Origin of the sequence: Paenibacillus sp. FSL K6-2862 (assembly GCF_038005125.1) — a bacterium.
Taxonomy (GTDB): Bacteria; Bacillota; Bacilli; order Paenibacillales; family Paenibacillaceae; genus Paenibacillus; species Paenibacillus illinoisensis_A.
Genome location: NZ_JBBOSN010000001.1, coordinates 5,531,405 through 5,544,782 on the forward strand (window position 1 = coordinate 5,531,405; position 13,378 = coordinate 5,544,782).

The following is a 13,378-nucleotide window of genomic DNA, read 5'->3' on the forward strand; positions in this document are numbered from 1 at the left end:
CTTCTCCATTTATCTAATAAATCCCTTTTAATCCAAAAATACCTTGATGGAAAACCGCTTTATATGTTAATGTCGATTAGGCTAAAGAATCAACATTTGTAGGTTTGATTAAATACATAACGTTTGAAAGGGTCCCGAAATGAAGAACAGCAACCAAGGTTTTATCACCTCCCTACTGACATTATTGCTAATAATTCCTTTAACACATCTCTTTGCTTCACCAATCTTCGCTGCAAGCGAAACTTCTCCATCTCCCTATGAATATGACTGGATTGATGGGCCTGCTTCCGTCTCCTTGGATAACAAGGCAACTCTTCAAATATTCAAGGATCATTCTTTTTTGGACAAAGCCAACACTCAGCGTTCTATGCTAAACAGTGGTTCCAAACCTAATGGTAACGAAATTGGAAGTCTGTACAGCACTAGTGAACATGGATCATGGTATGTGGTGTTTGAGTACGTCAAAACAGGGCATATTCATGATCACGATCAGAACTTAGATGCTGATGAATTGTTAAGCAGTTATATCCAAGGCACAGAAGAAGAAAATAGGGAACTCGCTCCTGAAGATAAAATATCAATTACGGGGTGGGAAATTGAACCAACATATGAACCTACCAAGCGTCAATTGGTTTACTCCATTGGTTTCAAGGACGCTAATGAGCAAGCTATGGTCAATTACAATGTGAAGTTTCTGACTCGTGAAGGGTACATTACGACCATTCTCGTTACAGATCAGCCTAGTTTTGAACAAAATCGACTGGCATTTGAAGAAGTGGTTCTGAATCAGCTTAGCGTTAATCCAGGGAACACCTACGAAGATTATGATGAATCAACGGACAAAACATCTACCGTGGGGCTCAAAAGCATACTGGTAGGCGGGATCGGTTACACGGCTGGGCAAAAATTCAGTATTTTGCTTTTATTCAAAAAAGGGTGGTACGTTATTCTTCCTATCTTGGTTATCCTATTCTGTTGGCTAAAATTCAGACGGAGGAAGCAAGTGACAGATGATGATACATTATCCCCTAATGAAAAGGCCTATCTGCAAGAAGCAGATGAACAGCAGTATGCCGATCAGAATGAATTATCCTACTATAATCGGAAATCGGTGCACACATCTCCTGAAAATAAACAATAAGGATCATTTCATTTGCGTATACCAATCAATCCAAGAACAATAAAAAAAACCGAGTAACTCTCAGGCAGAGAGGCTCGGTTTTTTCGTATATCACTCAACTCAAATGGAGTGGGTAGTTTGGCAATTTAGAATGCAGGTTCAACCGCACCTTGATAACGTTCCTTGATGAAGGTTTTAACTGCTTCGGAATTCAGGGCAGCAGCCAGCTTCTTAATCGCATCTGCATCCTTATTGTCTTCACGGGCAACGAGAATGTTAGCGTAAGGGTTGCCTTGCAGATCCTCGATAAGCAAAGAATCCTTCTCCGGATTCAAGTTAGCTTCAAGCGCATAGTTGGCATTGATGAATACCAGATCGGCTTCATCCAGCTGACGAGGCATCATGGCTGCATCGAGCTCAATAATATCCAGGTTTTTCGGATTAGCTGTAATATCCTGAATGGTGGATGCAATATTGGTATTGTCTTTCAGCGTAATGATTCCTTCTTTTGCAAGCAGCAGAAGTGCACGACCACCGTTTGATGGGTCATTTGGAATGGCTACTTTGGCGCCGTCTTGGAGCTCATCCAAAGATTTAATCTTTTTGGAGTAACCAGCAAAAGGCTCAACATGAACAGGGGTTACCGTAACGAGGTTAAAACCACGTTCTTTGTTTTCTGTGTCCAGGTAAGGCTGATGTTGGAAAAAGTTTGCATCCAATTGTTTATCGGCAAGCTGTTGATTTGGCTGAACATAGTCGTTGAATGTTACAACTTGCAAACGAATGCCTTGAGCTTCCAGCTCAGGTTTGATGCTCTCCAGAATTTCAGCATGAGGTGTAGGTGAAGCTCCCACTTTCAGTTCCACCGTACGCGGTGCACCTGCCTCATTATCTGCGCCACTGTCGGAATCCTTGTTGTTTCCGCATGCAGCCAGTACCGCAATCAGCATCAAGCTTAGCAGTGCAAAAGACCATTTTTTCATGTGTAAAACCCCTTCTCCAATATTTTTTTTGTTGCATCTTTGCATTCATTCATTTATTGAATGGATACAGTATGCTATATATGTGTTATTTCCGGGTGAACAGTTTAACCAGTTGATCGCCAAACATTTGCAGAACTTGTACGAGAATAACCATAAATGCAACAGAAATAATCATAATTTCATATTGGTATCTGAAGTACCCATAGTTAATTGCTAGCGTACCCAGTCCGCCGCCGCCGACCATACCCGCCATGGCTGTATACGATACCAGCGTTACAATAGTGATCGTAATTCCCGCGAGCAGGCCAGGCAGTGCCTCGGGAAGCAGTACACGTCTTACAATCTGTCCGGTGGATGCTCCCATGGCCTGAGCCGCCTCGATGACGCCACGGTCTACTTCACGCAGCGTTGTCTCAACCAACCTTGCAAAGTAAGGAGCAGCTGCGATGACGAGCGGCGGTATGACGCCAAGCACGCCAGTGGCTGTACCCACGAGTGAACGTGTGAACGGAATGAGGGCAACAATCAGAATGATAAAGGGTACTGACCTCAGTATATTAACAATAATGGATAACACGGTGTAGATTGTACGTGACTGGATGGAAGCCGATCTTGCTGTCATGAATAGCAGCACACCCAGCGGCAACCCGATAATGATGGTGAACAAACCGGAAGCTCCCAGAATTTGCAGTGTTTCAATGGAGGCCTTACCGATCTCTTCCCAACGTACAGTTGAAAAATCCATATTAACGAAGCACCTCCACATCAAGCCCTTGCTCTTTCAATTCCTGCACAGTCCGGCCGATCGCATCCGCATCGCCTTCAAACCGCACGGTCAACTGGCCATATGGGATCTGTTTGATCCTTGAGATCGTTCCTTGCAGAATGGCGAAGTCCACTCCGGTCTGACGAACGGTTCTCGACAGAATCGCTTCATACGTCTTCTCACCCAAAAACGAAATTTTGACCAATTGTGACCGGCCATCCTGCTGTACTGTTCCTCCCGCATGTGCCAATGCTGCTTCTTCCAAGAGAAGCTCAGACTCGTGATCACGTTGCATGAAGTCACGCGTGATGGCATGCTGTGGTTTAAGGAAGACATCCGTTACAGGGCCTTGTTCCACTATTCCCCCCTGATGAATGACAGCAACTTGATCACAAATGCTCTGAATAACATGCATCTCATGCGTGATCAAAACAATCGTGAGATTGTATTTCTGATTGATGTCCAGCAGCAGCTTCAGAATCGAAGCTGTCGTCTGTGGATCAAGGGCAGACGTTGCTTCGTCACACAGCAGAACGGAAGGATCGCTGGCAAGTGCACGGGCGATACCAACTCTTTGTTTCTGTCCACCTGACAGCTGAGCTGGATATTTGCTGCTATGATGCTCCAATCCAACGAGAGTTAGCATCTCCTTCACCTTGCGGTCAATATCAGCTTTAGGTGTATTCACGAGCTTTAGTGGAAAAGCTACATTGTCATAAACTGTAGCCGAGGATAACAGATTAAAGTGCTGAAATATCATGCCAATCTTGCGTCGCTGCTTCTGCAGATCTGTCTTATGGAGACCGGTTAGGTTGACTCCATCTACCCATACCTCACCAGATGTTGGTCTTTCGAGCAGGTTGATACATCGGATCAATGTACTTTTCCCTGCACCGGAGTGTCCAATCACTCCGAATATTTCACCTTTACCGATCTTTAGATCCAAATCGGCTAGGGCTGTCGTTTGTTTTGAACCTCTGCCATACGTCTTGGTTAATCCTTTTAATTCGATCAATATGACTTCTCCTTCCCACCGCCTACATGTATCTTTACCCGAATGAAAGGAAAACTCCCCTCTGACATATAAAAAAGAGCCCTTTTGCAGAAACAAAAAGGGCTCTTCACACGAAAGAATATACCTTCTCATCTGCCAAAATCGTGCTGTGCACCATTTTGTAGGAATTAGCACCTAACATCTATAAAGTATGACTGGTTGTCATTCGTTATAAATCGGTTGCCGGGCTTCATCGGGCCTGTCCCTCCGCCGCTCTCGATAAGAAATATTAAATTTATAAGTTCAGTGGTAAAATGTAAATGGTATGCATGTTAATGTCATGTAACGCTTAATTAGAAACTCAGTATAATCCAAGTATTCCGCTTTGTCAAAGGTAAATATTACACAAATTATTTTGCCAGTTCTGACATGCCCTGCTTGTGCCACATTTTATTGATGTAACCATAAGAAGCTTTTAGCGTTTCGCAAACCATATCCACGCCCTGACGCAATTCCTCCAGGTGCTGATCCAGATCTTCAAGCTTCACTTTCCCCTGCAAGGTTTGATGAAGCTGCCACAGATCATCCTGCATCTCGGAATTCATGTAGTGAATCTCCATATTCCGTCGTTTGCGCAGTTTGCTCATCGGTTCCCGATAAGCATCCTTAATTTTGATTAATTCAACAGCAAGATCATTATGCATTTTCGAATAGCCAAACTGTCTCATCACGGTAAAATACGAAAAATGGGATTTCACTTTGGATGTGTTCAGATTAAAAATTTCATTTAATACCGTGCCTGCCTTATCAAGAATCGCAAAACAACGAATGAACCCATCCTTGTAGAAGTACACGTATCGGGCATACTCGGCCTTCTCCTCAATGGTCATATCATCGGTGGAGCCAGCCCTGACCTTCTGGCGGAAGTGGGATGCAGCGAAGCATGCCTGCTCCAACTCGTCCAGTGAAGAAATTAATCCCTGCGTCCATACGTACAGTTTGCGGTAGTCGTGAGTCGGGTCCTGATTCAAATCCAGCTGTCGTTGTAACAGTCCGAGTGTCTCCACCATGGATTCGATCGCTTCTTCCAATACGCCCTCATTCTGACGCGGCAATTCACCAAGCAACGTTCGCAGCATATACAGCCTCCTCTTTCCACTCTGCTGATCAATAAGATGATTTATAATATTAAACCTAATCGGAATCAGAGTAAACGTGTGGTCGCTGCTTACATTAGGGTGCCCTGCCCCGCCTGACATCAAACAAAGCCCACCTGCCCAATGATGTGCATCATTGGATGGCGGACTTTGCATTTGGAAACCATGAACGACACTGTACAATTAAATGTTAGAAACGATCAGCTGGCCGATGAAGCTTGTACACCAAGAAACTCATGTAGGTTAGTATCCCGAACAATATGGCGATATCAAGCATGTGAGCCAAAGCCACGAACATGTACACTTCCGGACGGCTGATGGTAAGCATCATGCCAAAACCGATCAGGACTTGAAGCAGAATGAGCACCACAGATATGACGCCCAACGCCCGAAGTTCCGTGTTATCCGGATGTTTGCGATATGCATAATGCCCCAGGATCGCAATCACAATAACAAGCGAAGCAGCGGCTACACGGTGAGCAAAAGCTACGGCCACGCCACCAGACAGTTCAGGTATGATCTGTCCGTTACAGAGCGGAAAGCCCGAGCAGCCCCCAGCTGAGTCGGTATGGCTTACAAAGGCCCCTGTGTATACCACAAGATACGTGTAGATGGTTGAGAACCATACCAGGTTGCGGAAGTTTTTACTGACCCGCGGGTATTTGTTCAACCTTTCAAGACCACCATGACGAGCCTCCTGCCTAATACCGAGAGCCATCATCAGCGAACTGGCAAAGGCAATCAGGGCAAAACCGAAGTGCAGCGCCATAACCGCAGATGATTGGGAGAAGACGACTGCAAAAGCCCCCATAATCCCCTGGATAATAACAAAGATCAACGTTAAGAATGAAAACAACTGCAGATCACGACGTGATTTGCCATATCGTAGGAATGCAACAAAAGAGGCAATGGAAAGCAATCCAGCCAATGCGCTGACCGCGCGATGCGAATATTCAATCAGTGAGGCTACAGTATGTGCAGGAACGAGTTTACCGTTACATAAAGGCCACTCCGTGCCGCACCCCAGCCCGGATTCCGTTTTGGTAACGACCCCACCGCCGAACGTAGCCAGGAACATAACAAGACAAGTTAATACGGTTAACCATTTAAACAAGGTTAAGTGCTTCAATTTTTTCTCACCCGCTGTTGGTTTAAGATGGCGAAGAACGATCTCTCCGCTTGTTTCGATACTTTGACACTTATTTCACAACTAAATTCATTATACCGGATAAAAGTGTCATTGACGCCTCGCTTTGTGACAAAATGTTAACGTCTGTCGACAAAATGACCAACAAGTCATCCCATTATATGTACCTTTATATTGTCCCCCGAAAAAGCAAAAATAAAAACGCCATTTCCTCTTTTCAAGAGGAACGGCGCAAATTTGAATTCACAGACGAATTCGCCCGTGCTTACCTTTATTTATGAATCGTGTTGTAGACTTCAACTGCACGCTGCAAAAATTGCTCAATCTCTTCTCTCGACTTGCGAAGTTTGTTCACGTAGCGAACGAGTTCGCGGCCATCGGTGTATGCAACAAAACTTGGAATACCTAAAATATTTTGTTCCTCACTAACGGTGCCCACCTGATCCACATCAACCTCAATCAGTGTCAAATCGCGAGCAAATTTTTCCTCGACCTCGGGCATAAACGGATCAATGTACTTGCAGTCTCCGCACCAATCTGCCTTAAATACCGCTACGGTAAGCCGAGGAGATTGAATGGCCACATCAAACGCAGGTTTGGATGTAATCTGTTCCATGACAATATCTTCCTTTCTGTACCTTGTCTTATCCTTAGTGAAGCAAATTGCCGAGTGGAAGTCAAATATTCAGCACATACTTATTTTAAAACCAACCCTGATGAAAGGATGACAGGCGATGACTTCCACCCGTAACGATGCTGTATCCCCTGATTCGCTCTTTCGTATTGTTCGTTCCATTCCTGGAGCGGCCAGAGAAGTATGGCGCGGCAAACAGGCCGCTTGGAAGGCTTCGGCGCAGCTTCGTCATCCTTCACGAGATTTGGCTTGGGAAGCTGAAATGGCTGAGACGCTGAAGGGGGAAATAGAACGCCTGTTACCTGGTACAGAGACGGCTTCTGCCCGCCATGCCAAAAGCGCTCCATTATGTGAAGAGGATTGCATCATTCTGGAGGAAATTAAAACGCTAACGGTGGAAAATAATCGAAGCAATATCACACGTACAGCAGCTTATCTGTCATGTTATGACCAATATCCCGAGCTGCATTGGGCCCTGCTTGCCCACATGGTTTCCCGCAATGGTGGCTATCATATGACCGATCTGCAGAGCAACCTTATGCATAATCTGCAAAACCAGACGGATCGGGAACATATGTATCGGTTGCTTGAGCGCTGTAACGCACTCATTTTCCAGGATGCCTATCCTCAACTACTGCTCTACATGAACAGCAGGCGAATCGGGCGAAGCTGCTTCCACCTGCTATCCCATTTTCACGTATCGGAGTTCATGACACCCATCTGGGAGCGGTTCTGGTTGGAACGGTGCAGTTCCCTGCTTAGTGTGGCATTAATTATTAATGAGCAGAACTATATTGAGAGCCGTGTCGTACAGCATCCTTATTTTCAAAAAGAAGTACTCTCCAAGCCTGCATTTCACCTGCACAACCTCGCTGGGCTTAATCATATTGTGTTTCCACTTGGGCGCGGAAAAGGACTCGCCGGGAGGGTAATCGAACATTTTGGTAAGCTGGATGAGCGAATCATGTTCGGCAAAAGCTTGTACGCCATGCTGTTTGGCACCGAGCAGGTGTACACACAAGTGTTGGAGTTTGCCCGTACGGTTCCCCACAGAGGCTCACGTGCCGAATATTGGCCGGGTCTATTTACAACGAGCTTGGAGGGCGCAGCAGATTCGAAATTCTATACTCAGGAACTGCTGGAACACGAATGGATGCCAGAAAGTGGGCGATTATACAGCCCAGAGCTGCTCGCCGTATGGAAAGACACACCGTATGAACCGATTACAAGACAGGACTGGCTTCAAAATCGGGATAGTCTAGGACACCTCAGTGCACCGCGTCGTCCCTGGTTATTTGAAATGAGCCATGAACACCGATATGGGATGCTCAAAACAGCCGTTGCCCATGATGCCAAGGCATTGCTGCATTAAGTGACCTAGAGTACAGTTCTCTCGAATCGAATCAGCTGTTCATCTTGTACGATTCAAAAAATAAAAAGCCCTGCCCGCTTAAGCAGCAGACAGAGCTTGTACTTTATTTTTTAAAAAAGTTGGCATCAACTTATGCCCGCTGACCCGTACCACGCTGAAGACGCATGAGCGGCCGCAGTACCTTTTGCAAAATACGTGGATAGCTGCCAAGTTCATCTCTGCGCAATACGCGCAGAATGACAAGCATGACCAGGTATACGACCACAACGAGAGCACCGACAACCAGGCAGGTCATGAGGAAGGATACACGTGCTGGCAGGAATAAACCAAAGATCCAATTGCCAGCCCAGTTTGCTCCGAAACCAATACCTGCAGCAAGTAGGACAGTTACCACAAAACCAACCCAGCGATCACCCATGATTGAGAAGGTTACGATTTTTCTCAGTACTCGCAGGTTCAGATACGTAATCACCAGGAAACATAATGCTGTTGCAATAATGATCCCATAGATGCCGAATATCGGAGCCAGGATCAAACTTGCTACCAATTTAACGATAATCCCTGCAGCTACACTGATCATTGTAATCCGCGGTTTACCTACTCCAAGCAGAATGGAGTTTGTCGTCATCATCGTAATTTGGAAAATGGTACCGAAGGTTAACAGGGTAATGATTGGAGTCCCATCTGGCGTACTGAACAGTAATCCATTCACTGAATAGGCTGCCGCACAAAGGGCAATGACGATTGGCATCCCTGTCAAAATCGAAATGCGCATGGCCAGCGTAATTTGATTCTGGAGATGGGCTTCATCTTTTCGTGCAAAAGCTGCCGAAATGACAGGTACAAGCGATTGGCTAAGCGCAATGGCCAGAATCGGCGGGATTCCCGCAATACTTTGCGCCTTCGCACCGAGGATCGCCAGCACCCCTGTTGCCTCTTCCAGACCAATGCGACCGCTGAGCAGCGGGACCACAAGCGATGAATCGATAAAGTTAATCGCCGGAACCGCAAGGGACGATAACACAATGGGAATCGACAGTTTGAAGATATCACTGTATATACCGCGCATCGGCAGCTGCTCTGCACGAACAACCTCCAGCTCGGCTGCACGATCACTACGGCGCAGCTTCAAGGTGAAGTAGAGCATTACGGCAAAGGCACCGATACTGCCGAGCACCCCACCGAAAGAAGCTCCTGCAGCAATCGTTCTGTCATCATAATTCCATTGCAGCATGACATATGCCACGATAATGGCTGTACCTACCCGGGCGAACTGCTCTACGATCTGAGATATACCGCCTGCCGTCATATTGCCGCGTCCCTGGAAGTAACCACGCATCATGGCAATGGCCGGGAAGAGCAGCAGCGCCGGTGCAAGGGCCCGAATCGCACTAACAGCCTCCGGCACCTTGGATACATACGTTGCATAATAAGGCGCTGCAAACCACAGTAAGGCTGACATGACAACCCCGGCTACCGCAGCAAAGATCAAGGCAGCCTTATAAATTTGCTGTGCTTCTCCCGCGCGCCCCAACGCGTAGCGTTCTGAAACCATCTTGCTGAGCGTGCTGGGAATTCCAGCCGTTGCGACGGTTAACAGCATTAAGTATACCGTATTGGAGATGGTAAACGATGCGTTACCGATATCGCCAAGGATATGCTCCAGCGGTACCCGCTGCACAAGACCAAGTACTCTGGCAATGAGTGCTGCGGCCGCCAGGATGAGCGTACCCTTAATGAATGTTTCCTTCTTAGACAAACTAATTCCCCTTCTTTCCCCCACACGGACGTGCATCTGGTTGAAGCCTATCCCGAACGTCTATGCGAATCTTGCTACCCAGATAATAAACAGAACAATCATAACAATTTGCAAAATAATTTTCATTACCGTACTGGTAAACAGACCAACGACGGAACCGAATCCAACCTTTGTAGCCTTGGAAGGTGATGATCCGCCGATTAATTCCCCGATAAATGCACCGATAAATGGTCCCAGTACCAACCCAAATGCGGGAATGACAAATGGACCAATAATGACACCAATCGTACTCAGGGTTGTGGATAGCTTGGAGCCTCCGAATTTCTTGACCCCCCATGCACTAACCACATAATCCGCTACGAACAGGACCACCACGATTAGAATCTGGAAAATCCAGAACCATACGCCAAACGGATCGAAGCTGAAGAACCAGCCATAGACCAGAAACGCGAAAAAGATCGCTATAGCTCCAGGCAGTATCGGGTATACCGTTCCGGCCATTCCCACTGCAAACAAAAGCACAATTAAAATCCAGCCAACGGTTGCAAGCAAAGGTTATTCCCCCTTCAAAATGTGTTCACGAATAACTTCCACAATTCCATCTTCATTGTTGCTCGCCACAATCAGATCAGCGGCTTCCTTCACTTGTTCCTGTGCGTTCCCCATGGCAACACCCAGACCTACCGCCTCAATTACGGCCAGATCGTTCAGGCTGTCTCCCACTGCCACGACTTCGGACATTTCTAAGCCCAGCAGTTTGCAGACTTCAGCCACGCCACTCGCTTTTGAAATGCCAGCCGGGTTAATCTCGATATTAACAGGTGAGGAATTCGTCATTTGAAGGCCTCCCAGCTGCTGCAGTTCCATCATGATCTGATGACGAACTTCATCATCCTCCGTATTGAAACCAAACTTCAGCCATTCCAGATCTTCAATATTTTCTGTCCAACGCTCACGGTTGAACAGCTCCTCTACGGAATATGCCCAGTACCAGCTGTTATATTTCTCGCCAATCTCCTGCATGGTACGGATTAAAGCCGGGTCCATCAGATGACGAATGTGCAGGTCATGTGGAGCTTTCCAGACTTCACTTCCATTCACCGTGACCATTGGCGTTTCCAGTCCAAGCTGTACAGCGTACGGCATTGCATGGAATACGGCTCTTCCTGTGGACAGGCACACATGCACCCCGCGCCGGATGGCGATCTGTATCCACTTGGCGGTCTCCTGGGTAATTTCATGGTTATCGTTGAGCAATGTCCCGTCCATATCCAGCGCCAGCAATTTGTATTTAAGTTCACTCATGCAGTATTCCTCCTCGGTTGTCTCTCTACTTCTCTCTATCCAACTATTCTCTCACAAAAAGACCGCCCGGTATCCGCAGGAGGCGGACGCTCCGGACGTCACAGCTAACGACATTTTACCACAGATCATCCAGATGCAACAAAATAACGGTCAATCCAAATAACGATATGAAGGCAGACAAGATCATATGCACTAATCTGCTGGAGCAGATCGAGGGAACTCCTCATCTATAAGGATGTCATACCCGATATCACACATCCCAAACAGCAAAAACCGCCTGCGTATGCAGACGGTTGTTATCTAGTTCTTACCGTGTCGCGAATTTACGACGAGCGTAGCGGAGGATAATGCCATGTTTCGGAGACAGCAAGAGTGCCAAGACAAACAGAATTCCAGCTACCGCCACCATGCAGCCTGCAATGGAAGCATCCAATGCATATGCCATTATATAGCCCCCAACAGAGGAAGCAGCCCCCACCAGTACGCTGTACATGATCATTTTACCCAATCGATCCGTGAGCAGATAAGCTGTCGCCGCGGGAACAATCAACATGCCTACCACGAGGATGGACCCCACACTTTCAAAGGAAGCCACGGACGTCATGGATACAAGCCCCATAAGCAGGTAATGGAACAACACGACCGGTATACCGCAGGCAGCTGCCAGCGCCGGATCGAAGGCGCATAGTTTGAACTGTTTATAGAACAGTCCGATAACAATCAGGATGACCAGGAGCGTAATACCCAGCATCCAGACGGCCCTTGGTCCGACATCCGTACCCCCAAGTGTTAACGTATCCCACTGTACGTAGGCTATCTCACCAAAGAGCACACAGTCCAGATCCAGATCAATATGCTGGGCGTTCAGACTGATCAGAATAACACCGACGGCAAACAGTGCCGTAAATACAATGCCAATGGACGCATCGGAAGACAGCCCTCCGGCCTGCAGGCTTTGAATGAAGAATACCGTTAATAGACCGAAAATAGTGGCCCCAAGCAGCATCCATAAGGAATCCCTGGAACCGCTCCATAGAAAAGCAATGGCAATCCCGGGAAGCACGGCATGGCTGATGGCATCCCCAACCAGTGCCATTCGCCGCAAGATAAGGAAACATCCGAGAATGGCACATGCGGACGAAACCAATACAGCCGTTAATATGATCCAAAATGTAGCCATTACAGCTCCCCCCGTTCCTGCTGTGTTCCTTGGGCGGACAGTGTCTGAAGCGTAGCACGCTCTTCTCGAAGATAAGCCGATTTGGCCTGCATGCTTCGCAAACGGCGAGCCAGTAACCCCCGACGCGGAGCAAGCAGCGCCGATCCGGCAAACAGTACCGTAGCTGCAAGGACCGTTACAGGTCCTGTTGGCAGATTAGGAATGAGCGTGCTGAAGATGGTACCTGTGGCACCACTCAGAGCACCGAATATGCCTGCGAGCAGTACCATAAGTGCAAGTGAATCGGTCCAGCAGCGCGCTGCTGCCGCAGGAGTCACAAGCAAGGCAGCGACAAGAACAACTCCGACTGCCTGAATTCCCGCTACAACCGCGATGACTGTCAGCAGCAAGATCAGCTGTTCCAGCATCGCTACAGGCAATCCCATGCCCCGGGCAAATCCAGGATCAAAGCTCACAAGCTTGAATTCCTTGAACCAGACCAGACAGGCAATGAGTAAAACGAGACAGACACCGCCCATGACGTATACATCGGTCATCACCATGGAGGCCGCCTGACCAAACAAATATTTATCAAGTCCACTTTGGCTTCCGCTGGCCCCATGCTGAATGCGGGTCAGCATGACTACACCGATGCCGAAGAATACCGTCAGCACAATCCCCATCGCTGCATCCTGCTTAATCCGTGAATACCGGGTGATCCAGGATATCCCGAAGGTCGCAATGATTCCTGCAGCGAGTGCACCAAACAGAAAGAGACCTACGGACTTGGTTTCCGTCAACATAAAAGCAATACAGATCCCTGGCAATGCCGCATGTGCCAGTGTATCGCCCATCAAACTTTGGCGGCGCAAAAAAGTAAATGAACCAATAATGCCACTACTGAACCCGAGCAACAAACAGCCAAGCAAAATCCAGCGTGTGTTGGGGTCAGACAGAATGGAAAGGATCCAGTTCCCCATCG

The 13,378-nt window shown here is 47.4% G+C and carries 13 protein-coding genes and 1 riboswitch; of the genes, 2 read left to right on the forward strand and 11 right to left on the reverse strand.

Annotated features, from left to right (window positions below; translation table 11 throughout):
* The first annotated feature begins 139 nt into the window (after positions 1 to 139).
* Positions 140 to 1,141 carry a DUF2167 domain-containing protein gene (locus MHB82_RS24955; RefSeq protein WP_341176119.1) on the forward strand — a complete coding sequence of 334 codons (1,002 nt, stop codon included), beginning with the start codon at positions 140 to 142 and terminating at the stop codon, positions 1,139 to 1,141.
* Between the two features lie 125 nt (positions 1,142 to 1,266).
* Here the strand turns inward: MHB82_RS24955 and MHB82_RS24960 are convergent, their stop codons facing one another.
* From MHB82_RS24960 to MHB82_RS24985, 6 genes are all read right to left on the reverse strand, one after another.
* Complete coding sequence (locus MHB82_RS24960) at positions 1,267 to 2,103, reverse strand: MetQ/NlpA family ABC transporter substrate-binding protein (protein ID WP_095361255.1); 837 nt, start codon at positions 2,101 to 2,103, stop codon at positions 1,267 to 1,269.
* 85 nt (positions 2,104 to 2,188) lie between these two features.
* A complete protein-coding gene (locus MHB82_RS24965) occupies positions 2,189 to 2,848 on the reverse strand; it encodes a methionine ABC transporter permease (protein ID WP_170948264.1) in 660 nt (219 codons plus the stop codon).
* 1 nt (position 2,849) lies between these two features.
* A complete protein-coding gene (locus tag MHB82_RS24970; protein WP_341176120.1) occupies positions 2,850 to 3,884 on the reverse strand; it encodes a methionine ABC transporter ATP-binding protein in 1,035 nt (344 codons plus the stop codon).
* A gap of 125 nt (positions 3,885 to 4,009) precedes the next feature.
* A riboswitch (SAM riboswitch) is annotated at positions 4,010 to 4,149 on the reverse strand.
* A gap of 124 nt (positions 4,150 to 4,273) precedes the next feature.
* Positions 4,274 to 5,002, reverse strand: a complete 729-nt coding sequence (locus tag MHB82_RS24975) for a Cthe_2314 family HEPN domain-containing protein (protein ID WP_095361252.1) — start codon at positions 5,000 to 5,002, stop codon at positions 4,274 to 4,276.
* A 208-nt stretch (positions 5,003 to 5,210) separates the two neighbouring features.
* Positions 5,211 to 6,134 (reverse strand): COX15/CtaA family protein, encoded by a 924-nt coding sequence (locus MHB82_RS24980; protein WP_341176121.1) that lies wholly within the window; start codon positions 6,132 to 6,134, stop codon positions 5,211 to 5,213.
* A gap of 304 nt (positions 6,135 to 6,438) precedes the next feature.
* Positions 6,439 to 6,783: a thioredoxin family protein gene (locus MHB82_RS24985; protein WP_095292122.1), complete on the reverse strand. Its 345-nt coding sequence runs from the start codon at positions 6,781 to 6,783 to the stop codon at positions 6,439 to 6,441.
* Positions 6,784 to 6,901: 118 nt separating this feature from the next.
* On the opposite strand from MHB82_RS24985, the gene MHB82_RS24990 reads away from it, so the two are divergent.
* On the forward strand, positions 6,902 to 8,173 hold the full coding sequence (locus MHB82_RS24990) for a DUF2515 family protein (protein ID WP_341176122.1): 1,272 nt from the start codon (positions 6,902 to 6,904) through the stop codon (positions 8,171 to 8,173).
* Positions 8,174 to 8,303: 130 nt separating this feature from the next.
* On the opposite strand, the gene MHB82_RS24995 is transcribed toward MHB82_RS24990, so the two are convergent.
* The 5 genes from MHB82_RS24995 to MHB82_RS25015 form a co-directional block, all read right to left on the reverse strand.
* The gene (locus MHB82_RS24995; protein ID WP_341176123.1) at positions 8,304 to 9,932 is read right to left on the reverse strand and encodes a putative polysaccharide biosynthesis protein; all 1,629 of its coding nucleotides are present in this window, start codon (positions 9,930 to 9,932) and stop codon (positions 8,304 to 8,306) included.
* Positions 9,933 to 9,992: 60 nt separating this feature from the next.
* A complete protein-coding gene (locus MHB82_RS25000) occupies positions 9,993 to 10,433 on the reverse strand; it encodes a DUF456 domain-containing protein (protein WP_095292156.1) in 441 nt (146 codons plus the stop codon).
* Positions 10,434 to 10,487: 54 nt separating this feature from the next.
* Positions 10,488 to 11,237 (reverse strand): Cof-type HAD-IIB family hydrolase, encoded by a 750-nt coding sequence (locus MHB82_RS25005; RefSeq protein ID WP_341176124.1) that lies wholly within the window; start codon positions 11,235 to 11,237, stop codon positions 10,488 to 10,490.
* A 307-nt stretch (positions 11,238 to 11,544) separates the two neighbouring features.
* The gene (locus MHB82_RS25010) at positions 11,545 to 12,417 is read right to left on the reverse strand and encodes a metal ABC transporter permease (RefSeq protein ID WP_341176125.1); all 873 of its coding nucleotides are present in this window, start codon (positions 12,415 to 12,417) and stop codon (positions 11,545 to 11,547) included.
* Positions 12,417 to 13,376: a metal ABC transporter permease gene (locus MHB82_RS25015; protein WP_341176126.1), complete on the reverse strand. Its 960-nt coding sequence runs from the start codon at positions 13,374 to 13,376 to the stop codon at positions 12,417 to 12,419. Before MHB82_RS25015 ends, MHB82_RS25010 begins: the two co-directional genes overlap by 1 nt.
* Between the last annotated feature and the right edge of the window lie 2 nt (positions 13,377 to 13,378).